General features: G+C 62.2%; 23 protein-coding genes. 13 read left to right on the top strand and 10 right to left on the bottom strand.

All coding sequences use genetic code 11. The annotated features are described in order from the left end of the window. Positions 1–14 precede the first annotated feature (14 nt). Complete coding sequence (locus tag M1D78_RS06620) at positions 15–593, top strand: hypothetical protein (RefSeq protein ID WP_437419994.1); 579 nt, start codon at positions 15–17, stop codon at positions 591–593. A 317-nt stretch (positions 594–910) separates the two neighbouring features. Here M1D78_RS06620 and M1D78_RS06615 read toward each other — a convergent pair whose 3' ends face one another. The 3 genes from M1D78_RS06615 to M1D78_RS06605 all read right to left on the bottom strand — a co-directional run bounded on the left by M1D78_RS06615 (position 911) and on the right by M1D78_RS06605 (position 3,429). Further along, a complete protein-coding gene (locus M1D78_RS06615; protein WP_437419996.1) occupies positions 911–1,063 on the bottom strand; it encodes a hypothetical protein in 153 nt (50 codons plus the stop codon). A 124-nt stretch (positions 1,064–1,187) separates the two neighbouring features. Next, positions 1,188–2,165 (bottom strand): hypothetical protein, encoded by a 978-nt coding sequence (locus M1D78_RS06610; protein ID WP_437419997.1) that lies wholly within the window; start codon positions 2,163–2,165, stop codon positions 1,188–1,190. A gap of 418 nt (positions 2,166–2,583) precedes the next feature. After that, entirely contained in the window at positions 2,584–3,429 is an 846-nt protein-coding gene (locus tag M1D78_RS06605) for a CAP domain-containing protein (protein ID WP_437419998.1), read from the bottom strand. 172 nt (positions 3,430–3,601) lie between these two features. Here M1D78_RS06605 and M1D78_RS06600 point away from each other — a divergent pair, with 172 nt between their 5' ends. The 7 genes from M1D78_RS06600 (at position 3,602) to M1D78_RS06570 (ending at position 11,144) form a co-directional block, all read left to right on the top strand. Beyond that, positions 3,602–4,309, top strand: coding sequence for a response regulator transcription factor (locus M1D78_RS06600; RefSeq protein WP_437419999.1), 708 nt, complete (start codon positions 3,602–3,604; stop codon positions 4,307–4,309). Then, positions 4,309–5,640, top strand: a complete 1,332-nt coding sequence (locus tag M1D78_RS06595; RefSeq protein WP_437420000.1) for a HAMP domain-containing sensor histidine kinase — start codon at positions 4,309–4,311, stop codon at positions 5,638–5,640. Before M1D78_RS06600 ends, M1D78_RS06595 begins: the two co-directional genes overlap by 1 nt. Positions 5,641–5,760: 120 nt before the next feature. Then, on the top strand, positions 5,761–7,842 hold the full coding sequence (locus M1D78_RS06590; RefSeq protein WP_437420001.1) for a TonB-dependent receptor domain-containing protein: 2,082 nt from the start codon (positions 5,761–5,763) through the stop codon (positions 7,840–7,842). A 131-nt stretch (positions 7,843–7,973) separates the two neighbouring features. After that, the gene (locus M1D78_RS06585; protein WP_437420002.1) at positions 7,974–8,276 is read left to right on the top strand and encodes an iron transporter; all 303 of its coding nucleotides are present in this window, start codon (positions 7,974–7,976) and stop codon (positions 8,274–8,276) included. Continuing rightward, positions 8,273–9,943 carry a PepSY-associated TM helix domain-containing protein gene (locus tag M1D78_RS06580; RefSeq protein ID WP_437420003.1) on the top strand — a complete coding sequence of 557 codons (1,671 nt, stop codon included), beginning with the start codon at positions 8,273–8,275 and terminating at the stop codon, positions 9,941–9,943. Before M1D78_RS06585 ends, M1D78_RS06580 begins: the two co-directional genes overlap by 4 nt. After that, positions 9,940–10,278 (top strand): DUF3325 domain-containing protein, encoded by a 339-nt coding sequence (locus M1D78_RS06575; RefSeq protein ID WP_437420004.1) that lies wholly within the window; start codon positions 9,940–9,942, stop codon positions 10,276–10,278. Before M1D78_RS06580 ends, M1D78_RS06575 begins: the two co-directional genes overlap by 4 nt. A gap of 254 nt (positions 10,279–10,532) precedes the next feature. Next, on the top strand, positions 10,533–11,144 hold the full coding sequence (locus tag M1D78_RS06570; protein WP_437420005.1) for an O-methyltransferase: 612 nt from the start codon (positions 10,533–10,535) through the stop codon (positions 11,142–11,144). 159 nt (positions 11,145–11,303) lie between these two features. Here M1D78_RS06570 and M1D78_RS06565 read toward each other — a convergent pair whose 3' ends face one another. Beyond that, entirely contained in the window at positions 11,304–13,358 is a 2,055-nt protein-coding gene (locus tag M1D78_RS06565; protein WP_437420006.1) for a TonB-dependent siderophore receptor, read from the bottom strand. A gap of 366 nt (positions 13,359–13,724) precedes the next feature. Here M1D78_RS06565 and M1D78_RS06560 point away from each other — a divergent pair, with 366 nt between their 5' ends. The 3 genes from M1D78_RS06560 (at position 13,725) to M1D78_RS06550 (ending at position 17,736) form a co-directional block, all read left to right on the top strand. Then, positions 13,725–15,725: a peptidase U32 family protein gene (locus tag M1D78_RS06560; protein ID WP_437420007.1), complete on the top strand. Its 2,001-nt coding sequence runs from the start codon at positions 13,725–13,727 to the stop codon at positions 15,723–15,725. A 143-nt stretch (positions 15,726–15,868) separates the two neighbouring features. Next, positions 15,869–16,282 carry a septal ring lytic transglycosylase RlpA family protein gene (locus M1D78_RS06555; RefSeq protein WP_437420008.1) on the top strand — a complete coding sequence of 138 codons (414 nt, stop codon included), beginning with the start codon at positions 15,869–15,871 and terminating at the stop codon, positions 16,280–16,282. 140 nt (positions 16,283–16,422) lie between these two features. Then, positions 16,423–17,736, top strand: coding sequence for a methyl-accepting chemotaxis protein (locus tag M1D78_RS06550; RefSeq protein WP_437420009.1), 1,314 nt, complete (start codon positions 16,423–16,425; stop codon positions 17,734–17,736). Between the two features lie 99 nt (positions 17,737–17,835). Here M1D78_RS06550 and M1D78_RS06545 read toward each other — a convergent pair whose 3' ends face one another. Further along, on the bottom strand, positions 17,836–19,026 hold the full coding sequence (locus tag M1D78_RS06545; protein ID WP_437420010.1) for a sugar transporter: 1,191 nt from the start codon (positions 19,024–19,026) through the stop codon (positions 17,836–17,838). Between the two features lie 393 nt (positions 19,027–19,419). Continuing rightward, the gene (locus M1D78_RS06540; protein ID WP_437420011.1) at positions 19,420–19,857 is read right to left on the bottom strand and encodes a hypothetical protein; all 438 of its coding nucleotides are present in this window, start codon (positions 19,855–19,857) and stop codon (positions 19,420–19,422) included. Between the two features lie 239 nt (positions 19,858–20,096). Between M1D78_RS06540 and M1D78_RS06535 the strand changes: the two genes are divergently transcribed. Continuing rightward, a complete protein-coding gene (locus tag M1D78_RS06535) occupies positions 20,097–20,960 on the top strand; it encodes an SDR family oxidoreductase (protein WP_437420012.1) in 864 nt (287 codons plus the stop codon). A 38-nt stretch (positions 20,961–20,998) separates the two neighbouring features. Here the strand turns inward: M1D78_RS06535 and M1D78_RS06530 are convergent, their stop codons facing one another. From M1D78_RS06530 to M1D78_RS06520, 3 genes are read right to left on the bottom strand one after another with little or no spacing between them, the layout of a single operon-like run. Beyond that, complete coding sequence (locus M1D78_RS06530) at positions 20,999–21,469, bottom strand: RidA family protein (protein ID WP_437420013.1); 471 nt, start codon at positions 21,467–21,469, stop codon at positions 20,999–21,001. Positions 21,470–21,494: 25 nt separating this feature from the next. Continuing rightward, the gene (locus M1D78_RS06525; RefSeq protein WP_437420014.1) at positions 21,495–21,905 is read right to left on the bottom strand and encodes a c-type cytochrome; all 411 of its coding nucleotides are present in this window, start codon (positions 21,903–21,905) and stop codon (positions 21,495–21,497) included. A 16-nt stretch (positions 21,906–21,921) separates the two neighbouring features. Next, positions 21,922–23,451 carry a flavin monoamine oxidase family protein gene (locus tag M1D78_RS06520; RefSeq protein ID WP_437420382.1) on the bottom strand — a complete coding sequence of 510 codons (1,530 nt, stop codon included), beginning with the start codon at positions 23,449–23,451 and terminating at the stop codon, positions 21,922–21,924. A gap of 545 nt (positions 23,452–23,996) precedes the next feature. On the opposite strand from M1D78_RS06520, the gene M1D78_RS06515 reads away from it, so the two are divergent. After that, the gene (locus M1D78_RS06515; RefSeq protein ID WP_437420015.1) at positions 23,997–24,593 is read left to right on the top strand and encodes a hypothetical protein; all 597 of its coding nucleotides are present in this window, start codon (positions 23,997–23,999) and stop codon (positions 24,591–24,593) included. Positions 24,594–24,603: 10 nt separating this feature from the next. On the opposite strand, the gene M1D78_RS06510 is transcribed toward M1D78_RS06515, so the two are convergent. Then, the gene (locus tag M1D78_RS06510; protein ID WP_437420383.1) at positions 24,604–25,350 is read right to left on the bottom strand and encodes a dienelactone hydrolase family protein; all 747 of its coding nucleotides are present in this window, start codon (positions 25,348–25,350) and stop codon (positions 24,604–24,606) included. Between the last annotated feature and the right edge of the window lie 46 nt (positions 25,351–25,396).

Genomic DNA, 25,396 nt, shown 5'->3' with positions numbered 1-25,396 from the left:
CAAGGACGTTTCGTATGACCAAACTTTTATCACTACTGACCTTGCTGACCACCTTGGCTCTGCAGGGCTGTATGACGTATTCACATCACTCATTGCCTGAAGTCACGCCTTGGCCACCGGCCGAGCCGATAGAGTCCAAGCCAACAGCGTTCATCAAGGTGCAAACCCAGTATTCGTTGAACGGGACGCCCAAGGCCAGCACGCCGAACATGGCGTTGCTGGAGACGCTCATTTCACAAACGTTTACCGACAGCGCACGCTTCTCACGGGTTACGACCGAGCAGGAGCAGTCGGATGTTTACGTCACCGTGACGCTGAGGAATCAGGAGACGGGCAGCCTTGGGCTGGCCTTCTTGACTGGGGCGACGTTCTTCCTGGTGCCTGGCACGTTCGATAACAAGCTGATCATGGACATGACCTTTCGCGACGGCGCCGGCAAGAAGCTCGGAAGTGTAGAGCAGCAGGAAACGCTGACGACCTGGATGCATCTGTTCCTGATCTTCGCGATGCCGTTCAATGAGTCGGGCGACATGCTTCTGCGTGACTTGACTAAAGCCAATCTGGCGGAAGCGGCCCGCAAAGGCCTCATCTGACCTGTCGCAACCAGCAGCCTAGACACCGCTATTTGCAGCCATTCGGCGGCAGATAGCGGATCGTCACATGGGTTTCAACACCACTAATACAAATCCGGCGACGATCCCCGCCAGCGCGATAAGCCAGCCGATGCGATGGGCGCGGTTCTTTTCCGCTTGGCGGATGGGGTCCACCGGTTTTTTTCTTTTTCACGGATACCTGCCTCTGGAATATGTGACCGGTGCGTAGGTTCGTGCCGGTCAGCCTGCAAGGGCGCCTTTTTAGGCTGGCTGGCAGGGAATGTCCAGAGAGGCCTCCGAGAAGGGACTAGAGTGACTTAACCGAGCGGGCTCTCGCCCGCGTTGGGTTCGTCCTTGGGCTCGGCCTCGGGTTTCGGCTTCTGGCTGCCCTCCTGCTGGGGCATGTCGCCGTATTCGTCGTAGTCCTTGGGCGTCAGGCCATCCTTGAGCGGATTGTTGGGGTCGGTCATGGGCTGATCCTCGTTGCGTGGAATACACCTTTCACAGATTAGGACGCCCTGCCGCATTCAGCGTTCGGCCAGACATAAAAACGCCCCGCACTCTCTCGAGGCGGGGCGTTCCGGTGTAGCTCGTTTACTGGTTTTGCATCACGGTAGCCAGGTTGCCGCTACCGCTTTGCATGATGAACGCCATGTTCGCCTGCATGTCGTTCTGCATGACGGTGGCTTGGTTGTAGGAGCCCCCTTCCTGCACGACGCTCGCGTACTGCTCGTTGCCGACCTGGTCGATGTCGATCGAGTTGTTCGATCCGCCGAACTGGAAGACGTCGGCCGCGTGCGCATCACCCACCTGCGCGACGTCGACACTGTGGAAGTCCCCGTCCGACATGCCCCAGATTTCATTGTCGTTGCCGTTCTGGCTGAAGTCGCCCGTGTTTTCATTGCCCATTTGAGTGAAGTACAGCGTGTTCGCCGAGCCGGTTTGCGTGGCGGTCAGATCGTTCCCATCACCCACCTGGATTGCAAACGCGGTCGAGTCGCTGGCGTTCGTCTGGGTAATGGTTGCGTCGTTATAGTTGCCGTACTGCTGTACATAACCCTCGTTGCCCTGGCCCCCGGTCTGCTTAACCAACGCGGTGTTCCAGTCGCCGACCTGATAGGTGCTCGCCAGGCTATCGGTCTCGCCATACTGGTCGGTGCTGGCCTGGTTATTGTTGCCGCTCTGGTACTGCGTTGCCTCAACGCTGGTCGAATGCTGCTGCGACACGCTCGCGTTGTTGCCAGAGCCGTTGGTCTGGGTTTGCTCGGACAGCGAGCTACCAGCCGTAGCGAATTGCTTTGCATACAGCGTGTTGTAGCTGGAGGAGTCGGTCTGGGTCTGCACGGCTTTGGCAAACGAATCAGTCTCCTGGTAGATCTCGACCGTGCCGTTGTCGCCATGCTGGTACTGCTCAGCAACGTTTCGGCTGGTGCCGTACAGGCCGTTTTTCTGGGTGGCGGTCGCGATATTGCTGTCACCGGTCTGGATCTGCCTGGCGGTGTCGAGATCGGCGAAGGCCTGGGCAGCGAACAGCGTCAGGATGGCGGCAGCGAGCGGTTTGATTTGGAACATGAGGCAATCTCCATGATTTTTAATTGGCTGTACTTCCTTACCGCACGGGAGATTCCCGTGCTTTTGCATGGGCCCAGGCAAACCGGATCCCATGCAAGACGGGCACAGCTATAAGCCCGACTTCGATGGCACACCGTGGCCGGTGCGCGACTCGACGGCCTGTACGCGACACGTACGGGATAGCGAGTTGAAAGGTTGACGCGCCGCCGATACTGCGACGATGGATTGCCCGGCTAACGAGGCGAGAGGTGGGCCCAGGGCGCTGCGTGTCGGGAGGGATGAACGAGTTGATCAGCCGCTGCATGGAGCGTCCTGGCGTCCGTTGTCAGGGTTGTGATCTTGCGCAAGGTTTTGCGCAACAGAATCCATCCAACGAGCGAAAACGCGTGGTGCGGGGGTGTGCAGCCTGGAGCGAGGGTTAGTGGCCGCCGAATGTGGCGGTCCAGTAGATGCCGGCATCGCTCTGAGGATCGACCGCATACGCCGCGCCGAGCTCGGTGAACGCGGGGTTCATGAGGTTGGTGCAATGGCCGGGGCTGGCCAACCAGCCTTCGACGACATCGCTGGAACGATCCAGCGCGGCAGCGATGTTCTGCCCCACCCGGGCGCCAACGTAACCGGCCAGTTCTGCACGGTCGCCCGGCGTGCGGCCCTCCTCGTCGAGTGGCCCGAAGAAATTGCCGTTGGCCATCGCCCGGCTGTGGGTTTCGGACAAGTCGGCCAAGGTGGTATTCCAGCGCAGCGGCGCGGCGGCAGCAAACGGCACACCGCCACACTGGCGCGCCTGGCCGCGCGCGCGGTTGAGTTCATCGAGCAGCATCTGGCCTTCGGTCGGTGCGTCCTTCAGATGCGCGCCAAGCAGCGGGCGCGCCAGCACGATGCGCCAGTCGCGTCCCTCGCGGCTGACACCGATATCGGCGAACTGCGGATCGAGAACGACGCGGCAAAAACTCTCCCGCAGGACTTGCATCGCCGCCTGGGCGTCACGGGGGCCGGACAGACTGATCGCCTGGACGTTGACCATCGGGTAACCGGCACGCCCCAGCGCGCCCTGCAAGTCACCGGCCCCGGTGGCAGGCAGGATCAGGCGCACATCGAGGGCCAGCGGTGTCAGCTCCTCGCTCGAGTCTTCGCCGCAACGCTGTACCTCGCTGCGATAGGCGTTGATCGACTCGACCAGCTGCGTCTCCTCTCCCGCTGCCCTGGCGAGGCTGCTGCCAACCGCAAGCGTGAGCAGAAGCAGGAACGAGGGAAACGCGCGCATGTAAGGCCTCCAGCAGTACCCAGGTAACAGGGCGAAACGCCGAAGATGCACCGTCCGGCAGTGCTTCGTCGAGCCCTGATTGAGCGAAAGGTGGTTGCGCAGGCGCTGCAAGGGCCTTGCGATTGCCATGCGGTCGCATTTTATAATCGTTCTTATTTGCAGGCCTCTCCCAATGTCCGCACCGGCGCTTCGCCAGATCCTGGCGATCGAAGACGACCCCGTTCTCGGCAATCATCTTAAGACCGCATTGGAAGGGCACGGCTTCAACGTAACCCTGGTCGACGACGGCACCACCGGGCTGGCGCTCGCCAGCGAGGCCGACTATGACCTGATCCTGCTCGATGTCATGCTACCCGGCGTGAGCGGGATGGAGCTGTTGACCAGGCTGCGCGCACACCGGTGCACGCCTGTTCTGATGATGTCCGCCTTAGGCAACGAAGCGAACCGCATCCAAGGCTTCGATAGCGGGGCCGACGACTATCTTCCAAAGCCGTTCAGCCTCGAAGAATTACAGGTTCGTATCGCTGCGATCCTGCGCCGCGTAAGTTATGAGCGGAGCGCACGCAACCAGATCCCCGCTGCCAACGACGACCTGGTGTGGTTCGACGATCCGCGCAGCGACCTACGCTACGAGGGGCGCTGGATCGGGTTGACCGCGACCGAGTTTCGGCTATTGAAAGTGCTGCACGAAGCCAGCGGCGAGGTGCTGAGCAAACCCTTTCTCTACCAGCAAGCGTTGCGCCGGGGCTACTCCCAACATGACCGCAGCCTGGATATGCACATCAGCAACATCCGTCGCAAACTGGCGCGCAAGCAGGTCGCGCTGAACCTCGAATCGGTCTGGGGCAAGGGCTACGTGCTGGATCGGCCGGCCAGCTGATGCCCAACCGTCATTCCCTGTTCTGGCGGCTGGTGGTGCTGGTCGCCGGTTTCTGCCTTGCGATGATCTGGGCCAGTGGCTATGTCAGTCGCAAGATCGACCGAAGCACGTCCTATCTATCGGCCGAGGCGCTGGAGGTGCTCGCTGGCTACGCGGAAGAGGCCGCCGCGGCGCTCGCGCAGGGCCCGCAGGTACTCGCGCGCTGGCGCGAGCAGGTCGAGGCCCGCGAAGCGAGTTGGGCGGTGGTCGTGGACGCGAAGCTGCAACCGCTCGGCGGCCAGGCGTTGACCGACGCTCAACGCGGCCAGCTGACGTTCGTCCGCCATTACGAATGGCCGATGAGCCGGCGTTACCAGGGGCTGCCGTTGATCTCCATTCCCATCGAAGGCACCCATGCGCAGCTGATCATGCGGCTGCCGGAACGCTTCCGGCCATGGCGCAACCATGCGTTGCTGACGGCAGGCGCGGTCTACCTGGCGCCGGTGCTCTTGTCCGTGCTGTTCTGCGCGATGCTCTATCGCCTGCTGGTCTCACCGCTCGATGCCTTGCGTCAGCAAGCCAATGCGCTGCGCGGCAACCGGCTCGACTCGCTGCTGCCAGCCGGGATTGCCGATCGCAACGATGAGCTCGGCGAACTGGGCCGATCGCTCGAATACCTTACGCGCCGGCTGCGCGACACCATCGCGCAACAGCAACAACTTCTGCGCGACCTTTCCCACGAGCTACGCACCCCGCTCAGCCGGCTGCGCGTGGCCTGCGAAAGCGACCTGAGCGCCGAGGAAATGCGCCAGCGTACCGATCGCGAAGTGACCTGCATGCAGCAACTGGTCGATAGCACCCTCGAATTCGCCTGGCTCGACAGCGAGCAGCCACGCTTCGAATGCGAGCCGGTGGAGGTGGCTGCGCTCTGGGACGTGATCAGCGAGAACGCCTGCTTCGAGGCCGGCTGGCCGCGCGAGCGCATCCGCGTTGACGTGCCGGAGCATTGCCGCGTGTTGGGGAACCTCAACGCACTCGCCCAGGCCATGGAGAACATCCTGCGCAACGCCATCCGCTACTCCCCGCCTGACGGCTCTGTGCGCCTGACTGCACACCCTGAGCCGGGCTACTGGCGCCTGTGCATCGCCGACCAGGGCCCCGGCGTACCCGCCGCACAATTGGATGTGATCTTCCATCCCTTTGCCCGACTCAGCGCCGCCCGCCCCGGCGGCGACGGTTTCGGCTTGGGCCTGGCAATCGCTCGCAGCATGGTGTTGATGCAGAGCGGCGATATCTGGGCCGAAAACGGCGAGCCCGGCCTGCGAATGAACATCCGCCTTCGAAATGTATAGATTGTAAATGCGCTTTACTCTCAAATGAGAATAAATAGCATTAGCGCCACTCAGGGCAACTGCCCTACCCGGCTACGTCCGGTTCGGACTGGCGTAACGCTATTCATGGAGGCAGGTGCAATGGTGATTTTCAATCGGACCCGGCTGGCTTGTGCAATCGCGCTGACGATTTACGTCAGCGTGCCAGCTAAGGCCGAGGACGCGATCAAGTTGCAGCCCACCACGGTGGTGACCGCTGCCGGTTACGAACAGAACATCGCCGAGGCGCCCGCGAGCATCTCGGTCATCACTCGCGAGCAGCTCGAGGAGCAGTCCTACACAAGCGTGATCGACGCCATGAAAAACGTACCAGGCGTCTACGTGTCCGGCGGGGGCAATCAGCAGGAGATCACCATCCGCGGTATGGGCAGTGAATATACGCTGGTGCTGGTCGATGGCCGTCCGATTTCCGCCGGTCGGCAGACCCAGACCAACGGCACCTCAGGCGGCAAGCAACAACTGGCGCTTCCGCCACTGGCAATGATCGAGCGGATCGAAGTCATCCGCGGGCCTATGTCGTCGCTCTATGGGTCCGAAGCCATGGGCGGCGTGATCAATATCATCACCCGCAAGTCGTCCGGCGAATGGGCAGGCACCGTCCGGGCCCAGAAGATGTTCTCCCAGAACGATTACAACGAAGACGAATACCACACCGAGCTATTCGCCGGCGGTGCGCTGATCCCCGGTCTGATGGGACTGCAGCTGAGCGGCGCCTACACGCACACGTACGAAAGCGATTACGTTGGCGGCGAATCCTTCAACTCCGGCGAAAGCAAGCCGGAGGCTCGCGAAAGCAACCTCGGGGCGGACCTGTTCCTGACACCAACCGACGCCGACCGGATAACGCTGGGTTATCGCGAGGTCACGCAGAAATCCCGGCATACCGCCGGCAAGAGCACCCCCGTCACCACCACCCTGCTCGAGGGTCAGGCGTCGACGAACCGTTTCGAAAAAGAGGTCTGGACGCTATCGCACGACGGCAATTACGGCAACCTTCTGCTCAACAGCTACCTCCAACGCGACGTGTCCGAGCGCGTGCAGGAGCTATCGATGAAAGAGACCGTCAATCTCTTCAACACGCAAGGCACCTATTTCTGGGGTCCGCATACCCTTACCTTCGGCGGCCAATATAAAGACGAGGGTTTCGTCAACGGCCAGAACGTGCTCTACAACGAAGGAATCACCGGTGGCGTAAGGGAGGCGGATCGCTGGCTGGCGGCCATTTACGGTGAAGTGGAATGGGGCGTCACCGATGATTTCGCAGTGACCACAGGGTTGCGCTACAACGATGACGAGTTTTTCGGCGGTTATCTGTCCCCCCGCGTTTACGGTGTATACAGTCTGACCCCCGCCCTGACCCTGAAAGGCGGCGTGTCGACCGGCTACAAGCAGCCCTCCCTCACCCAGGCTACCGAAGGCTTCGGCGGGCGTACCGGCGGCGGCGGCTCGCTCAATGTCGGCGCCAACGGACAGGCGCTGCCGCGGGCACTGAGCATCGGTAACCCCGACCTAGATCCTGAAACCAGCACCAGCTATGAAATCGGCTTCGTGTTCGACGATAGGTCGATCGGCCTGGGCACCAGCGTCATGTTGTTCCATACGATTTACAAGGACAAAATCGCTGAAGACCGTTACTGCACAAGCCCTAACGCCGCCAACAACAACGACGTTGCCAACTACGCGTGTAACTTCGGCGGCAACAACTATTACTTCCTCAGCACGACCCGCAATATTGACGAGGCTGTCATTCAGGGTGTCGAGGTAACGCTCGATTACGCCATCACGAACGACCTGACCTGGATGAGCAGCTACACCTTCACCGACTCGGAACAGAAGACCGGTGAGTTCAAGGGCGAGCCGCTCAACAAGCAACCCCGCCATATGTTTAACACCAACCTGGACTGGCGCCTGACGGACAAGCTCAACCTATGGTCGCAGTACAACTACCGCAGCCGAACCTCGGATTACCTGAGCCGCACCAGCATGAGCGAAGGAACGCCGGGCTATGGCTTCGTCGACATCGGCGCAGTTTATGAACTGACCCGAAATGTCGACCTGACCGCAGGCGTGTACAACGTGGCCAACAAGGAAGTGACCAATGATGACTACGAGGTTGTGCTCGACGGACGCCGTCTGGTCGTGGGCATGACGGTCGACTTCTAACGCTCGGATGCGCTGACGGCGCAGCCTGACCGGCGCGTCACACCGCTTCGGATTGACTGCCCGACCGCATGGTAAAGCCAGCGTCGGGCGTTTTCGTATGACCTTCAGCTGTTTCCCAGCGGGAGCCTGTCGTGACTCGTTCCGTATCGCAATCGAGAAGTACCTGGCCTGACATCGCCGTTCGTACCGCCCTCGCCATTTTTGGCGGCTACGCCTTCACCTATGCATTCACTGCCGCTCTGGCGCGAGTGCTGCCGATAGGCCCCATGGACGCGCTGACCATCGCCTCGCTGCTTTCGTTCGTGGTCTACCTGACGTTCATTCTCTGGGCTTTTGCTGCGGCTTCGCTACGACGCGTGCTGATCGGCGTATGCGTATCGCTGCCACTGGCGGCTATCGGCTTCTGGCCACAGCTGGTGGAGGCCATCAAATGAAAGGCAGTCTGACGCAATCCATGTCCTGGCTGCACACCTGGTGCGGGCTCCTGCTTGGCTGGGTCCTGTTCGCCATTTTCCTGACCGGGACCCTGGCAGTGTTCGACAAGGAGATCAGCTGGTGGATGCAGCCTGAGCTCACCGACCACAGCCCATCGCCTGCGGCGGCCGCCAATCTGGCACAGCGCTGGCTGATGGAAAATCATCCGGACGAATCGAATTGGAACATCAGCCTGCCAACCGATCGCTCACCCGATCTCAGCGTGTCCGTGGGCGAACGCCGTCGTGGCGCTGGCAGTACGCAGCTGGACCCACTGACGAGCGAGGTGATCGAACCTCGGGAAACCGTTGGTGGTAATTTCTTCTTTCGCTTTCATTACACGCTGCATATGCCACGCAACGTTGGCGTCTGGGCGGTGGGCATTGCTGCGATGGCGATGCTGGTGGCGCTGATCACGGGCATCATCATCCATAAGAAGATTTTCAAGGAGTTCTTCACTTTCCGCCCCGCCAAAGGCCAGCGGTCATGGCTCGATGGCCATAACGCCAGCGCTGTCCTGCTACTGCCGTTCCACCTGATGATCACCTACACCGGCCTGGCAATCTTTTTCCTGGTCTACATGCCGGCAGCGGTCGACGCGCTCTACGACGGGGATCGCCAGGCCTATTTCCGCGATGCCCAGCCAGCCCGCGCCGCTGAGCAAGGCCAGCGCGAGCAGCAAGTCCCCCGTGGCGATCAGGCAATGCGTAACGAACCGGCGCCGCGCGGCGGGCAGACGGCACGTGGCGAGCAAGGCGGTCGCGCCGAGCAGGCGCCTCGCGGTGACAGTCGTGGCGCCCGACCGGCGGCGGCACCGGCAGCGCCTTTGCTTGCGCTGGGCGAAATCGTCAGCCGGGCCGAGGCACATTACGGCGAAGGCATGATCGGCGGCTTGGCCGTGAGCAATCCGGGCCGGGCCAACGCCCAGGTCACGGCGCGTCCCGTACTGGGCAACCGTATCGAACTGACGAAGGGCGAAGGCATTCTTTTCAGTGGTGTCACCGGCGAGCTGATCAAGGCGCCAGAACCGTCACGCACCAGCCAGCTGACCCAGCGGGTGATGGCGGGCCTGCACTTCGCGCAGTTCGGCGGCTATCCGATGCGCTGGCTGTACTTCGTTTGTGGCCTGGTCAGCTGCGCGATGATCGCCACGGGTCTGGTGCTCTATACCGTCAAGCAACGCAAGCAGACCAAGGCCAATCCGCATTTCCTGCGAGTCGTTGAAAGCCTGAACGTGGCCGTGGTCGCCGGGCTTTCCCTGGCCTGTATCGCCCTCTTGTGGGCCAATCGACTGCTGCCGGCAGAGTTGGCCGGCCGCCAGGATTGGGAGCTGCGGATCTTCTTTGGCATCTGGGCCTTGAGCTGGGTGCACGGTTGGGTCCGCAAGCCGCTGCCCGCCTGGCGTGAACAGTTGTTCGCAGCCGCCGTGCTGGCGCTCGGTCTGCCATTGCTCGACCTGGCAGGCGGCCACCTGACACTCGACAGCATGCGCCTGTCCCTCGCGGCCAGCGTGATGGCGATGGGTCTGTCGCTGGCGTGGACAGCCTGGAAAATCCCCAAGGCCGTCGCCGCCCGCAAGGCGCGGTCCACTTCTCTCAGCCGTCCGGTTCCAGGAGCCTCGTCATGAACGGTTCAGCACTGCTTGCCAGCCTGGTGCTGGCCTATGCCGGCATGCTGGGTTTCTGCCTTGGAAAAGAGCGCCACTGGAAACAGCTGGTCAACCCGCGAATACCTGCTCGGCTTCGTCGCCTCTGTGTTCCGGCTGGCAGTCTGCTGCTCGGCCTTGCCGTGTATGTAGCCGGTCACGTCTGGCCCACCGGCATGGCGGTGGTCGCCTGGTTCGGCCTGATCTCGCTCACTGGCTTTGCCCTGCTGATGCTGATTCCCTATGCGCCCCGAATGGCGACAGGGCTACCGCTGGCCGGTGGAATCATATGGGCCATAACAGTGCTGGTTGGCTGACCTGCTCGACTCGCAGCGATTGGCCAGGTCAAACGGCAGTCAGCGGATGCAGGCCGGAGCAGCCGACTGCGCGGGACTTACCGGCGTTACCCGGACGATCTGATGAACGAAACGCTCCCCTACCGCTCCCCGGCCTGCCTAGCGTTAGGCTCACGGCGGCTGCAAACTTTTTGTTGATAACGTCCACTAATCATCACCGAGGCCAATCAAGCCCATCCACTGATTGGCCACAGCTAAGCACTTCGGAGGCTTCGATGGACGATCGTGTCAGGTCCGTGTTCGACCAATACCACAAGCACCTGCAAGACGAGCGCGAGCAGCGCCTAGCTGGTCAGGCGACTAACGCCGACTGGCGCACCCATGCATTTCTCGCGGTCGGTCCGGATACCGGGCAGTTGATCAACACGCTGGTTCGCAGCCTCGATGCACCCAATGTACTCGAGCTGGGCACCTCCTTCGGCTATTCGACGCTCTGGCTTGCCGAGGCGGCGCAAGCCAGTGGTGGCCGTGTCGTGACCATGGAACTGCACCAGCACAAGTCCGACTTCGCCCGCGACATGGCCGAAAAGGCAGCCCTGGCGAGCGTCATCGATTTCCAGGTAGGCGATGCGCTCGATTTGATCGACGCCATGCCAGAGCGAATCGATTTCGTGTTGCTTGATCTATGGAAGGATCTTTATGTGCCTTGCCTGGAGCGGTTTTATCCGAAGCTCAATTCCGGCGCGATCATCGTCGCCGACAACATGATCCGCCCAGGCGGGGAGCGAGCCGCGAGCTACCGCCAGGCCATCGCCCGCACGCCGAAGTTGAGCAGCGTGCTGCTACCGGTGGGCACGGGGCTCGAGGTGAGCCGCTTCGACAGCTGAGTGCAGGACGCGACAGAGGCGACATCGCCGGTTGGCTTGGCATTGCAAGGCCAAACCAACCGGCAACCAGAACGACCTGCTGTTGACGGCCAGGCAAAGCAGGCGAAGGGGTAGCCGATTCAGGCAAGGCCGGAGCCTTGCCTGGATCGGATGACGCCGTTACCAGTTGTAGCTGACCTTCGCCGTGATCTCGCGGCCCGGGTTGTAGTAATCCGCGGTGCCCGAGCCAACCACATGCTGCTCGTCGAACAGGTTGCTGACATTGACGGCCAGATCGGTGCCCTTGGCTATTTGGTAGTTGAAGGCGGCATCGAACAGGGTGGCGCTATCGCTCTTGCCGGTGTCGTTGAAGGTGCCGAAGTAATAGGAACCGACATAGCGAGCGCCAAGGCCTACGCTGACATCCGTTCCGGGCACGTTGTAGTAGCTCCATAGCGAGGCCGAATGCTTGGGCGCGGAGACGATCTCATTACCCTTGATCGATACGACCTCATAACCTGCCCCTGTCCAGGACTGCACGGCGCCGCGAAGCACTTCGGTGTCCATGTATGAGTAGCCACCGATAAGCGACAAATTTTCCGTCAGCTCAGCCTTCGCTTCCAGATCCAGGCCACGCACGCGCTGTTCACCCACGGTCTGCTGGTCGATGACACCATTGGACTGCACCACCGCAACGGCGATGTCCTCTTGGGTCAGGTCGTAGACCGCTGCTGAGAAAAGGGCATTCATACCGGTGGGGGCATACTTCACACCAATTTCATACTGCTTGCCCCGTTCGGGAACCACGCCAACTTCAGGCGGGGAAACAGACTCTACAACGCTGATATAGGTGGAAACCTCGTCATTGACGATATAAGTCAGGGCACCGCGGAAGGAGTTTTCCGAGAAGCTGTCTGAAGTCTTGGTACCGGCAAGGTAGTCAGTCTCCGACACGTCCATCGAATCATTGCGCATGCCGAACGTGACAATGAAACGCTCATAGAACGACAGGTTCTGCTGCAGGAAAACGGACTTGATGGTCGTGTCCAGGTCCCTATCCTGATAGACGATTGCAGGCGATACGCCACGATATACCGGATTGGTAACGTCGATGGCATCGGCGGAGCCATAGACGGACACGTTCTCGGAAGAAGAATCAAGATACTCCACACCCACGATGCTGCTGCTATCGATGTCCCCGAAGCGTGCGTCGTACTGCAGCATCAAGTTGCCATTGAGCTGCTCGGCTTCGCTATAGACCCCCAGGTAACCACGGTCAACCAGGGTGCCGGTGCGCCCGGCGCTATCGTTGATATAGACATAGCCGTACGCATCCTCCAGCTCGCTATGGCGCAGGTTGCTGCGCAGCACGAAGCCGTTGTCGAAATCATGGCTGAAGGTGGCGCTGATATTGGTGCGCTCGACATCGTGGAAGTTGTACGTCGGCTCGCCGAAAAACTCATCGCGGTCGTATTCCCTGTCCTTGGGATAACCACCGCTATTGGGCGTGGTGTCCTGGCGCAACTGATCCACCACCAGCGTGGCCGAGGTGAACGCGGTCGGCTCCCAGGTCAAGCCACCCATCACCAGATGATTGTCGTCCTGCGAGTGGTCGTACTCGCGCTCGCTGTCTTGCGTTTTGGCGGTGAAGCGGCCGGCAAGGGTCTTGCTGTCATTGAGCGCATCGCCGACGTCGATCCCGACTTCCTTGTGGTCGAAGGAGCCGTAGGTCACATAGCCCTGGCCAAAGGATTCGAAGCGCGGCTTCTTGGTCACGAAGTTGACCGAGCCGCCCGGGTCCGCCGGGCCGAACAACGTCGAGTTGGCGCCACGCAGGATTTCTATCCGCTCGTACGCGAAGGGCTCTTCGCGAACACCGCGCATCGAGCCGAGAGTCAGGCCGTCACGGTAAGTGGTGGCCTGGAAGCCGCGGATCTGGAAATAGTCGTTACGGTCATCGGTGCCGTAGTAATCGGTGACCACCCCCGGGGTGTATTGCAGGACTTCTTCGGTGGTGCTGGCGCTGCGCTGCTCGATTTCCTTCTGGGTGACCACCGAAACCGAAGCAGGCGTGTTGAGGATGCTGGTGGGCACTTTGCCGCCCACCCAAAGCTCCTGCGCGACCACCGTGGCCGAGTCGTCGCCCGCAGAGGCGTTAGCGTTGACGATGATGGGCGCCAGGCGATACGGCTCGTCGCCGGCACCTGGCTCGGCTTCCTGCGCGTACACGCTCATGGTCGTACCAACCAATGGCGCGCAGCAGAGCACTGCTGTGGTGGTTCGCCGCCACGGCGCCTGTGTCCGGGCGCCCGATTTCAAAGCCGTCATGCTCGATTCCCCCTCTTCGATCAAGTGGTGGCTACTGCTCACCTTGTTTTTCTAACGTGAGCCTCCGGCTCGACGAAGACGGATAGTAATCAATCGCTAATGAGAGGTGTAATCATTTATTTCTAGAAATGGCAGTTCGCCACGAAAGCCCATCTGACGCGGGGGCTCGATCGCTCGGACAGCCGCCGCGCCGCCATACGCCCGGCGGCCAGTCCCAAAAGCTGCGTATGCCTTTACAATGCGCGCCTTTCGATCTGCACCCGGTCCGCGCCCATGTCCTTGCCCAAGCACCATCTCGAACTGCTCTCCCCCGCTCGGGACACCACCATCGCTCGCGAGGCCATCCTGCATGGCGCCGATGCGGTGTACATCGGCGGGCCGAGTTTCGGGGCACGGCACAACGCTGAGAACAGCGTGGCAGACATCGCCGAGCTGGTGACATTCGCCCACCTGTTCCATGCGCGGGTGTTCGTCACCATCAACACCATCCTGCATGACGACGAGCTCGAAGCCGCCCGCTCGTTGATCTGGCAGCTCTACGAAATCGGTGTCGATGCGTTGATCGTGCAAGACATGGGCGTGATGGAAATGGACATTCCGCCGATCGAGATCCATGCCAGCACCCAGACCGATATCCGCACCCTGGAGCGAGCGAAGTTTCTATCCCAGGCCGGCTTTTCCCAGCTGGTGCTGCCGCGCGAGCTGAACCTGCAGGAAATCCGCACCATCGCCGACGAGGTCGATTCGGCCATCGAGTTCTTCATCCACGGCGCGCTGTGCGTGGCCTTCTCCGGGCAATGCAACATCTCTCACGCGCAGACCGGCCGCAGCGCCAACCGCGGCGACTGCTCGCAAGCCTGCCGCCTGCCCTACACCTTGAAGGACGACAAGGGCCAGGTTGTCGCGTTCGAAAAACACCTCTTGTCCATGAAGGACAACAACCAGAGCGCCAACCTACGCGCGCTGGTCGATGCCGGCGTGCGCTCATTCAAGATCGAAGGCCGCTACAAGGATGTGAGCTACGTGAAGAACATCACCGCTTACTATCGCCAGCGCCTGGACGACATCCTCGAGGACCGCCCCGATCTGGCCCGCGCCTCCAGCGGCCGCACCGATCATTTCTTCGTGCCCGACCCGGACAAGACCTTCCACCGTGGCAGCACGGATTACTTCGTCACCGACCGTAAGATCGACATCGGCGCCTTCGACTCGCCGACCTTCACGGGCCTTGCCGTGGGCGAAGTGCTCAAGGTGGGCAAGCACGACCTCACCGTCCAGACCCGGGAGCCACTGTCCAACGGGGATGGCCTGAACGTGCTGGTCAAGCGCGACGTGGTGGGTTTCCGCGCCAGCGTGGTCGAGCCGCTGAGTCAGTTCGAAGAAGACGGCCAACCACTGTGGCATTACCGCGTCGAGCCCAATGAAATGCCGGCGGCGATCCGCCAGCTACGCCCGAACCATCCGCTGAACCGCAACCTTGACCACAATTGGCAGCAAGCGCTGCTAAAGACGTCTGCCGAGCGCCGCGTCGGCGTGCGCTGGCTGGCCAAGCTGCGCGCCGATGAGCTGGAGCTACATGTCACCAGCGAAGAGGGCGCCTACGCCACGGTTTCGCTGGCCGGCCCCTTTGGTGAAGCGAAGAAGCCGGAACAGGTGCCCAGCCAGATCGCCGACCTGTTGAGCCAGCTGGGCACGACCATCTACCACGCCGAAGAGGTGGACGTGGATGCACCGCAGGCCTTCTTTATCCCCAACTCCCATCTCAAGGCCTTGCGCCGCGAAGCCATCGAGGCGCTGACCGACGCGCGCGAGGCCATCCGCCCGCGCGGCGCGCGCAAGCCGGTCAGCGTGCCACCGCCGGTCTATCCCGAATCGCACCTGTCGTTCCTCTACAACGTCTACAACGAGAAAGCCCGGGCCTTCTATCACCGTTATGGCGTGCAGCTGATCGATGCGGCCTACGAGGCCCACGAGGAAACCGGCGAAGTGCCGGTGATGATCACCAAGCACTGCCTGCGCTTCTCATTCAACCTGTGCCCGAAACAGGCCAAGGGCGTGACCGGCGTGCGCACCAAGGTCGCGCCAATGCAGCTGGTACATGGCGACGAGGTGCTGACCCTGAAGTTCGACTGCAAGCCCTGCGAGATGCACGTGATCGGCAAGATCAAGGGCAATATCCTCAACCTGCCGCAACCGGGCAGCGCCAGCAGCGTGGTCGGCCAGATCACCCCAGCTGACCTGATGAAGACCATCCGCAGCAAGCCGGCGCATTAAGGTCAGGCGCGCCGCGGCCCCGTCCCGGCGCTTCGGCCGAATGAACTTCCGCCCCTGGCGGTGTCTGCATGCGTGCCGGGCAGCACGGCACACCGCGCCCGGCTATGCTCCATCACCCAAACGCCTGCAGACAGGGATCGATCATGCTTCAAAGGCCAGCCCGTGGATTGACCGCTCTGTTCCTCGCCGCCGTGCTCGCCGGCTGCTCCACTCCTTTCAGAACCCCGCCGCCCACGTCTCCACCGCCTGCGCCTGAAACCGCCGCCGTTCTCGGGCAGGGCAAGGCATCGTTCTATGGCAACCAGCACCACGGCAAGAAGACCGCCAACGGCGAACGCTTCGACCAGGGAGCGCTGACCGCCGCCCACCGCACGCTGCCGTTCGGCACGCAGGTTCGCGTCGTCAACACCCGCAACGGCAAGAGCGTGGTGGTGCGCATCAATGACCGTGGCCCCTACGTGCGCGGGCGCATCATCGACCTCTCCAAAGCCGCCTTCGAACGCATCGCCAGCACACGCGCCGGCGTGATTCGGGTGCGACTGGAGCGAGCGGACTGACAGGTGGCGCGCCCGGTTCGCCAGTGCGTCGGGCGCGCGCGTGGAACTGGCTCAAACGCACCGCCCAGCGACGAGCGCGCATCAAGTATCTGCCGCCGACGCCGATAGCCCTGGCACGTCTACTCACCTTTCGGTGCACCATGTTCAACAGCCACCTCAAAAAACAACTCGAACAGCAAACAGCGGAACTGCTGCAGCTTCGTCAACTGCGCGAGCAGATCGAAGCGACGAAGCTGTCCATCACGCTGGACACGGAGCTCAGGATGAAGACGGTGAACAAAGCGTTCGCCAAGGCCCTCGGCTATCAGCCCGAGCAATTGACTGGTCGTGCCATGGCGGAGATTGTTCCCGCCTACGTGAAACAATTGCCCTGCTACTACAACTTCCGAGCAGCCGTAGCAAAGCACGACCCCATCAGCGACAACTACCGTTTCCTGGCCAGCAACGGCAACCTCGTCTGGCTGCACATCGAGTGGTATCCGATCCGCGATGCGCAAGGTGGGCTGCACCACATCAGCGGCTTCGCCCGCGAAGTGACACGCGAGCTGCAGATGGCCAAGGAGAACGAAGCCTTCATCAACGCGCTGTTGCGCTCGACCGCGGTCATCCAGTTCAACCTGGACGGCACCGTGGTCACTGCCAACGAGCAATTCCTGCAGGGCACCGGCTATTCGCTCAAGCAGATCGTCGGCAAGCATCACAGCATGTTCTGCACCCAGGAAGAGGCCAGCTCTTCGCAATACAAAACCTTCTGGGAAACGCTCAATCGGGGCGAATTCATCGCCAATCGCTTCAAGCGCGTTGACAGCCACGGCCGCGATCTCTGGCTGGAAGCCACCTATAACCCGGTGTTCGACGCCGAAGGCAAGCTCTGCAAGGTGGTGAAGTTCGCCAGCGTGGTCACCGATCAGGTCGCCCGGGAGCAGGAAGTGCGCGAAGCGGCGAGCATCGCTTATGACGTGTCCCGGCAGACCGATACGAGTGCTGAACGCGGCGCCGTGGTGGTCAAGGACACCGTCGCCACGATGCAGCGCATCGCCGAAGAGGTCGAATCAGCCACCCACGGCATCGAAGCCCTGGGCCAGCAGTCGCACCTGATCAGCTCCATTGTTCAGACGATTGGAGGCATCGCCGCGCAGACCAACCTACTGGCGCTCAACGCGGCCATCGAAGCAGCGCGGGCCGGCGAGCAGGGTCGCGGGTTCGCAGTGGTAGCCGACGAAGTACGCCAGTTGGCCGGCCGCACCAGCGCCGCCACCGAGGAGATCGTCAGCGTGGTACAGAAGAACCAGGCGCTCGTCGATGATGCCGTGCGCGAGATGGCTAACAGCCGCGAGCAAGCCGCTCAGGGCCTGTCGCTCGCCAACCAGGCGGGTTCGGTGATTGTCGAGATTCAGGACGGCGCCAAGCAGGTGGTCAGTGCGGTGGGCCGTTTTGCCAACGAGTTGAACTGACCGAAGGCGGCGTGCGTGGGGCGAACCTCATGCACGCCGTCAACTGCTCAAGCGACGCAACTGGCACGACGCTCGATTCACCGCCGCAGGCCTGGCCCCTCAGCCGACCGCCGGCTCGGCCGGACGGGCAAAGCGGTAGGTAGCGAAGCAGCAGAGCAGCACGCCGGCCAACGCCAGCAACCCACCAACGATGCCCACGTCCGCCAGGCCCAGGTGGCGCACCACCAGGCTGCCCATCAACGCGCCGCCACCAATGCCCACGTTATAGATGCCCGAGAACATCGCCATGGCGACATCCGTCGCGTCCGAGGCGAGATTCAGTACCTTGGCCTGCAGCGCCAGGCCAAAGCACATTCCGGCGATCCCCCAGACGACCACCAGCGCGCCGAGCAAAGCGCTGTCGCGCGAGGCAGGCAGCAGCAACAACAGACAGGCGCACATGATCGTAATCGCGGTGATCAGGAAGCCGCGTGGATAGCGGGTGCTGTAGCGACTGAACAGCATCGACCCGAGGATGCCGGCGCCGCCGAACAGCAACAGCAGCACCGTGGTGCGGTCGCCGCTTAGGTGAGCGATGGTCTGCGCGAAAGGTTCGATATAGGTGTAAGCGGTGAATTGCGCGGTGATCACCAGTGCTGTCAGCACATAGGTCGCGACCAACGCTGGCCGGCGGAACAGCACCGGCAGGCTGCGCAGCGAACCGGAGTTCTGGCTCGGCAGCAGTGGCAGCGTGCGCGCCAGGCAAATCACCACGAGGCTGGCGATGATCGCGATAGCGAGAAAGGTGGTCCGCCAGCCCAGCATCTCCCCGACCACACGCCCCAGCGGGATGCCCAGCACCATGGCCAGCGCACTGCCTGTCGCGAGCAACCCAAGCGCCTGCGCCTGCCGACCCGGCGGCGCCACACGCACCGCCAGGGACGCTGTGATCGACCAGAACACCGCATGCGCCAGGGCAATCCCGACACGACTGACCATCAGCATGCCGAAGCTCGAGGCCACGCTCGACACCAGATGGCTGCCGATGAACACCACGAAGACGAACATCAGCAAGGTGCGCCGTTCGACGTTGCGCGTCATCAGCATCATCGGCAGCGACATCAGCGCGACCACCCAGGCGTAGATCGTCAGCATCAGCCCGACCTGCGACGGCGGCATGTCGAACGAGCGACCAATATCGCTGAGCAAGGCGACCGGGACGAACTCGGTGGTGTTGAAGATGAAGGCGGCCAGGGCCAGTGCGACGACACTGAGCCAGCTCCCGCCGGTGGTGCTTTGGGTTTCGTTCATTCGGGCCGTTTTGAAAAGCAATGCCTTCGGCCGCCAGAGCCTCCCGAACGGAGGTCAGCGCGAAGGGCGGTGATGAAAAGGACGATGCGCCTGGAGCCCAACGACGAACTCTCCCGCCGCTTCGAGCAAGCGCGAGGACAGGTACGGGTTCGGGAGAAGTTTCAGGTGGCAGGTCTGAGCGGCGCGGATTCTACGCCCGGCGCGGGACGCTGTCAGGCATCGCGCAGCCCCGGCGACCAGCGGCGGCGACGCGGCGCCTGTAAGACAAAGCCCGTGCGGAACGCGCCACCCTTGAAGGACAGTCCCCTCGCCGAATGACGGTCGAAACGGGCAGCTGTGATAGCCATCTGGCCGGCCCGTGACGATGCGCACGGCCGACCAGCAGGGCGCGGTTTATTCGTTGAAATAAGCCCGTGCCCGGGCCACTTCGGCAGCGGTCGGCTTGTAGCTGATCCACTGGTCCTGCTCGTTCTTCTTGTAGCGCACCACCCCCGCCTCCACGTCGAATTCGTAGAACGGATAGACCTCGCGCAGGTTGTAGAACGCTGCCGGAGCGAAGAACAGGATATCGGCGGCCAGGTAGCCACCGTTGAACTTCAGGGGAATCAGTCCGTACATCGGCTCCATACCCTCACGCGTTGCGCGAAAGCGGTACTGGCCGAAGCTGGTGGTCTTGTAGGTCTTGCTGACCGGGTTCTTCAGCACCAGGGGTGCATCCTGATTGATTTTGACGGCCAGGTCGGAATCGGTGGCACGTAACGAGGTGGTGGCCGTGCAGGCGGACAGCAGCGCGGCGATCAGCGGCGTAGCGAGGCGTAGCTTGGTGTTCATCATCAATCCCTTGCAGGTGGTGTGGGTGTGGACGGCTGGAAAACCCGGCACGGGCCCGGCGGCCATCCTTGGCGGGGCGGGGCGGGACTATAGGATCAAAGCAAGCAATAGCCAAGTGCCACTATCCTGGAAAGCCACGCTTCCGACGGTCGGTCCTCTCTACCCCGCTCGGCACCCGACCGAAACTTTCCCGGCGGGTATCAGCCGTAACTAGACCGACCCACCCACCTGGAGCAGTCATGGCCTACCCCAAAATTCCCGCGCAGAAGCAAGACCGCCAGCCCGGCCTGGAAAGCGAGATGAACCCGCCCGCCGAGTTCATTCGCGACAGCTACAAGGGCAGCGGCAAGCTGGCCGGCAAGGTCGCGCTGGTCAGCGGCGGCGACAGCGGCATCGGCCGGGCGGCGGCGGTGCATTTCGCCCGCGAGGGCGCGGACGTCGCCATCATGTACCTGGATGAACACGAGGACGCCGCCGCGGCGCAGCAGATGATCGAAGCCGAGGGCCAGCGCTGCCTGCTGCTACCCGGCGACGTGCGTGACAGTCGCTACTGCAACGACGCGGTGCAGCAGACGGTCAAGGCCTTCGGCCGCCTCGATGTGCTGGTCAACAACGCCGGACGGCAGGAAGTGCGCACTCGGCTGGAACACATCACCGACGAGCAGTGGGAAACCACCTTCGCCACCAACATCCACGGCTACTTCTACCTGACCCGCGCCGCCCTGCCCCACCTGAAGGCCGGCGCCTCGATCATCAACACCACCTCGATCAACTCGTTCATCGGCAACCCGATGCTGGTCGACTACACCGCGACCAAGGGCGCCATCGACGGCTTCACCCGCGCCCTGTCGCAACAGCTGATCGAGCGCGAGATCCGCGTCAACCAGATCGCGCCCGGCCCGATCTGGACGCCCCTACAGCCGGCCACCATCGGCCGGCACGACCCGCAGATGCTCGAAGGCTTCGGCAGCCAGATGCCCATGGGCCGCTGCGGCCAACCCTCTGAGCTGGGCCCGGCATACGTCTACCTCGCCTGCGAAGATTCCTCCTACGTCAGCGGTCAGACCATCCACATCAATGGCGGGAAGGTGGTGAACGGTTGACACAACCGAGCCCGGGCCAGTGAGGCCCGGGCACAGCATCAGGGCCGAACAGCCGTTACCTCGATCTCGACAAGCCAGGCCGGATTGGCTAGACCGGCAACCTGGAATACCGAGCGCGTTGGCAGATTGGGCTGCGCCTCGGTGCCAAAGAACTGCGTGTAGCCCTTCATGAAACCGGCGAAGTCCATCTTTCCCTGATTGGCAGGGTCGCCGACCAGAAAGACCTGCATCTTGATCACATCCTTCATACCGAGGCCTAGGCGATCCAGCGTGCCCTCGATGCTTTGCAACACACTGACAGTCTGTGCCTCCGTGTCGCCTTCATTGATCTTGGGTACTGCTCCGCTGAGATTGACCACGGTTGCACTCGCCGGGATTTCCACTGCAAGTGAGATTGGGAAGTCCGAACCAGGAATCTTGTGACGGATCACCTCGTCGGCTGCCTGGGCCTGAACACTGGCGACGGCAGCACAAAACAACGTGGCGGCGAGGGGGAAGGTACGGAACATATACATCTCCAGAATCGGTAGAGGGTCAGCGAAGGCTGATTTTGCGAACGTCATCGGCATCGACGACGTCGGCGTACTGGTTGCCGAAGTGACTACGGACGTAGTTGACCACCTCGGCGATCTGCTGGTCGCTCAGGTAGTCCTTGAAGCCAGGCATGCCACCCTGGCCGTTAACGACCATGTAGATCGGATAGGCGGCTGCCGCGACGCGCGGGTTGGCCTTGAGCGCGGGATATGCGCCGGCGCCCATCGCGCCCTGCCCGCCGTCCATATGACAGCCTTGGCAGATGCCATGAAAAAGCGCTTCGCCGCTCTGCTCGTCGAAGGTGTCACCCTTCGACAGCATGGGTGCTGGGGCTGCATGAGCGGGCCCGGACAGCCAGGTCATGGCCAATAGGCCCAGTGCGGCGGTTAGACCACGGTTAAGGTGCTGCATGGAACTCTCCTTCGGCTCAGGCTGCACGCTGGGTAGCGACGATGTGGGTATGCAAGCGCTCGATGGCGTTTTGCGAGGAGCGAATAGCCCCTTCCATCCACGCCGGTATGTAGGATGCGTGCTCGCCAGCAAGCACGATGCGCCCGTCGATCTGGCAGAGGGTGCGGTAATGCTTTTCGCGTGTTTCATCCGTCCACATGCCGTAGCAGCCCTGTGTCCAGGGCACACGGTGCCACCCAACTGCGACCCCGTTGTCAAACTCGTCACGGTACTGGGGATGCAACTGGGCGCCGTACTCGACTGCCTTCCGTACTCGCTCCTCGGGCGTCATGGCGGTGAATTCATATGCATTCGGCCCCCAGATATACGCGCCCAACAGCACGCCCGAGCCAGCCTTGCCATAGTCAGTACTGGGGTAGCTGATCTTCTCGATCGGCGTGTCGGTGTAGCTGATGCCACCGTAGATGTGCTCGTCCTGCTCCCAGAAGCGGCGCTTGAACTGCAAGCCGATCTTTACGGACGCGTCATAAGGCACAGCACGAATTGCCGCCTGCATTGGCTGGCTGACGCTGACCGGAATCTGCCCAAGAATCGATAGCGGCAATGTGCATACGCACCAATCCGCTGTTTCTTGCATCGCTGCGCCGCTGCCATCGCTGTTCTGGTAGGTGACAGTCACGCCCTGCCCGTCCTGCTCGATACGCGTGATTTTCGAGCCATAGCGGATCAGCTCACCGACCTCTCGCTCAAAAGCCTTAGCGATCATGTCCATACCGCCGACTGGCTGGAAAATGCTGCTCTGGAACTCATATTCCTGCCCGTCGATCAGCTTCTTCCAGAGACCTGACTGAATCAGCGCCTGCCTATCGATAGGGTCGGAAGCCTCGGGCAGCGGCATCAGACCGCCGCCCGCATCGACCGCGAAGCCGCGCCGCAGGCTCGATTCCATATTCTTGCGATAGAGCCCATCGTGATCCAGAGCGCCCCAGGCTCGCAGCGACTCGAACAGTCGTTCACGATCCTCACGGGTGAGGCTTTGATCCAGCCCTCCCTGGTTGACCGCTTTGCCAAGCAACTCGGCGACGTGCCCCTGGAAGTCCGCCTGAACCTCACGGTAACGCTTGGGCATGCCGCCAAACGCCTCGGTCGAATGCACCAGAGCGTTGTAATTGACCTGCATGAAGGGCTCGAGCTTCACACCCAGGCGCTTGCAGTAATTGAGTACTGCATGGTGGTGATAAGGAATGCGCCAGGGCCCCGGGTTGAGGTAATTCCCCTCGTCGAAACGGCAGGTCTGCACAGCCCCACCGAGTTCGGCGAAGCGGTCGCCACCGCGTAGTGTCCAGCAGCGGCCGCCGGCCTTGGCGTTGTATTCAAGCACCTTGACCCTGTACCCGGCACGGCGCAGTTCGTAAGCCGCCGTCATTCCAGCAAGCCCCGCGCCTAACACCAGCACCGATGTGCCACTGGGCGCACCACTCAGGCCGAACTGCTCGTCGGCGTGGCTCTCGGCAGCGAAGCCCAGCGAAGTCATGGCCTGGTACATGGCGGCTGCGCCGGCCGTCTTGCCGATCCACTCTAGAAGCGTGCGTCTGCTTACACCCAAACTTTCCACCATGTTTTTTCCTTGATTCGTCATATGTTCAAGCGTGCCGGGACGCATCCCAGTACCGGCGCGCATAACGAAGCAGCTTCTTTCACCTAGGCGAAAAGGACATAGCAGCTAGCGTGCCAGGCGCTCTAGATCGGGCGTTATGAGGGGTCGGAGATCTGTAAAGCGGGCATATTCGAAATAACTAACGGAACACTTTCAAAGTGAACCGGAACAGTTTGACGGTGTTCGAACGCCACCTTGCAAGGCTGCGCAAGATGCTGGTGCAGAGGATCGCCACCCCGCCCCGCGGGGGCGCATTGATGCGCCCCCGCATGGTTCGCCCGCGCACCATTGTGGCAAACGAAGCATCAGGTAACGCCTGCACACGGAACCATCGTCGCGCCTGCCACGCCCAACAGTCAGGAAGGCAGGCGCTCGAGTCGAGCGGCCTGCCGCGGACGAAACGCAGCCTGTGCTGCCCATGAAAAGGTAACGTCATGACACAGATTCTCATCGCAGCGTTCGACCGCTACGCCGAAGCCGAACGCGTCAAGAGCGACCTGCTCGGCCAGGGCGTCGCCAGCGATGCCATCCAGATTTCCGCCTCCTTCAATCCTGAAACCGTCAACAGCAGCCGCGTGGACGTGATCGGCGAAGAGCCTGGCGGCGATGCGACGGTGGCCGAGAAAGTCGGCAGCTTCTTTCACAAGCTTTTCGGCAACGAATCGAGCCAGCATGCCGGCCGCTATCCCGAGGCAGCCCGTCGCGGCTCGACGATCGTCACCGTCACGCTCGAGGACGACAGCCAGGTGAAGGCGGTCGAGCAGACGATGGAGCGAAACGGCGCGATCGACATCGATGAGCGCAGCGCCAGTTGGGGCACGGATGACGCGACGCCCGTGACGGCCAGCACCGAGACATTGACGACCGGCTACCCCGACGCGGCCTCGGTCAGCGTCGATGAGCGCGAACTCAACGGCATGGCTACGCCGGATCGCGGCGCCGAGGACGGCTCAATTCCCGGTCGTGCCGAAAACGACCGGGCCGCGCGGCGCGACAACACCGCCGGCCGAGTGCGGATCATTCCACGCTGAGGACCACGGCTCAGCGCGTGGCGAACACTTCGTCGAGCAGGTCGTTCATCGCCTCGAAGGCGCGTTGTGCGACCTCCGGGTTGTACTCGTTGCGACCCGGCACATTGGCGTAAGGATCGGTGAACGAATGCACGGCGTTGCCGTAGCTCACCAGTTGCCAGTCGACGTCGGTGGCCTTCATCTCGGCGATGAAACCATCGACCTGCTCCTTGGGCACGGCGGGGTCGTCCGCACCGTGCAGCACCAGCACCGGCGCCTTGATCTGCTGGGCATCCTTTGGATCAGGCGTATCGAGGTTGCCGTGGAACGACACGAAGGCGTCCAGGTCCGCGCCCGAGCGCGCCAGTTCCAGCACGCTGCCGCCGCCGAAGCAGAAGCCGATCGCGGCCATTTTCGAGGTATCGATAGCCACCTCGTCCTGTGCCCGGAACGCCTCTACCGCCGCCTGGGCGCGCTTGCGCATCAACGGGCGGTCACCCCGTACCGCGGACGCCGCAGCCTTGGCTTCGTCCGGGTTGGAGGGCCGAACGGACTTGCCGTACATGTCAGCCATGAACACGACGTACCGGTCGCCCGCCGCCCGCGCCGCCTTTTCAGCGGAACGCTCAGTGACGCCCAGCCAGTTCGGCACCATCACCAGCCCAGGCCGCGGCTTGCTGACGGCATCGTCGTAAACCAACATGCCTTCGAAGGTTTCCCCATCGATCTCATACGCCAGTGGCTTGACCACGGTGGCTGCTACGGCAACGCCGAGCATGCCGGTCAATGCCAGGGCCACGCCTGCTTTCTTCATCGAACGACTC

This window comes from Pseudomonas sp. SA195, assembly GCF_054131565.1.
The sequence above is the reverse complement of the archived record's forward strand: the minus strand, read 5'-3'. Positions and strand labels throughout refer to the sequence as shown.

Excerpts from the sequence above, each read along its gene's own strand:
- M1D78_RS06620 (WP_437419994.1), top strand. The coding sequence starts at position 15 with ATGACCAAACTTTTATCACTACTGACCTTGCTGACCACCTTGGCTCTG.
- M1D78_RS06615 (WP_437419996.1), bottom strand. The coding sequence starts at position 1,063 with ATGACCGACCCCAACAATCCGCTCAAGGATGGCCTGACGCCCAAGGAC.
- M1D78_RS06610 (WP_437419997.1), bottom strand. The coding sequence starts at position 2,165 with ATGTTCCAAATCAAACCGCTCGCTGCCGCCATCCTGACGCTGTTCGCT.
- M1D78_RS06605 (WP_437419998.1), bottom strand. The coding sequence starts at position 3,429 with ATGCGCGCGTTTCCCTCGTTCCTGCTTCTGCTCACGCTTGCGGTTGGC.
- M1D78_RS06600 (WP_437419999.1), top strand. The coding sequence starts at position 3,602 with ATGTCCGCACCGGCGCTTCGCCAGATCCTGGCGATCGAAGACGACCCC.
- M1D78_RS06595 (WP_437420000.1), top strand. The coding sequence starts at position 4,309 with ATGCCCAACCGTCATTCCCTGTTCTGGCGGCTGGTGGTGCTGGTCGCC.
- M1D78_RS06590 (WP_437420001.1), top strand. The coding sequence starts at position 5,761 with ATGGTGATTTTCAATCGGACCCGGCTGGCTTGTGCAATCGCGCTGACG.
- M1D78_RS06580 (WP_437420003.1), top strand. The coding sequence starts at position 8,273 with ATGAAAGGCAGTCTGACGCAATCCATGTCCTGGCTGCACACCTGGTGC.
- M1D78_RS06575 (WP_437420004.1), top strand. The coding sequence starts at position 9,940 with ATGAACGGTTCAGCACTGCTTGCCAGCCTGGTGCTGGCCTATGCCGGC.
- M1D78_RS06570 (WP_437420005.1), top strand. The coding sequence starts at position 10,533 with ATGGACGATCGTGTCAGGTCCGTGTTCGACCAATACCACAAGCACCTG.
- M1D78_RS06565 (WP_437420006.1), bottom strand. The coding sequence starts at position 13,358 with ATGAGCGTGTACGCGCAGGAAGCCGAGCCAGGTGCCGGCGACGAGCCG.
- M1D78_RS06560 (WP_437420007.1), top strand. The coding sequence starts at position 13,725 with ATGTCCTTGCCCAAGCACCATCTCGAACTGCTCTCCCCCGCTCGGGAC.
- M1D78_RS06555 (WP_437420008.1), top strand. The coding sequence starts at position 15,869 with ATGCTTCAAAGGCCAGCCCGTGGATTGACCGCTCTGTTCCTCGCCGCC.
- M1D78_RS06550 (WP_437420009.1), top strand. The coding sequence starts at position 16,423 with ATGTTCAACAGCCACCTCAAAAAACAACTCGAACAGCAAACAGCGGAA.
- M1D78_RS06545 (WP_437420010.1), bottom strand. The coding sequence starts at position 19,026 with ATGAACGAAACCCAAAGCACCACCGGCGGGAGCTGGCTCAGTGTCGTC.
- M1D78_RS06540 (WP_437420011.1), bottom strand. The coding sequence starts at position 19,857 with ATGAACACCAAGCTACGCCTCGCTACGCCGCTGATCGCCGCGCTGCTG.
- M1D78_RS06535 (WP_437420012.1), top strand. The coding sequence starts at position 20,097 with ATGGCCTACCCCAAAATTCCCGCGCAGAAGCAAGACCGCCAGCCCGGC.
- M1D78_RS06530 (WP_437420013.1), bottom strand. The coding sequence starts at position 21,469 with ATGTTCCGTACCTTCCCCCTCGCCGCCACGTTGTTTTGTGCTGCCGTC.
- M1D78_RS06525 (WP_437420014.1), bottom strand. The coding sequence starts at position 21,905 with ATGCAGCACCTTAACCGTGGTCTAACCGCCGCACTGGGCCTATTGGCC.
- M1D78_RS06520 (WP_437420382.1), bottom strand. The coding sequence starts at position 23,451 with ATGTACCAGGCCATGACTTCGCTGGGCTTCGCTGCCGAGAGCCACGCC.
- M1D78_RS06515 (WP_437420015.1), top strand. The coding sequence starts at position 23,997 with ATGACACAGATTCTCATCGCAGCGTTCGACCGCTACGCCGAAGCCGAA.
- M1D78_RS06510 (WP_437420383.1), bottom strand. The coding sequence starts at position 25,350 with ATGCTCGGCGTTGCCGTAGCAGCCACCGTGGTCAAGCCACTGGCGTAT.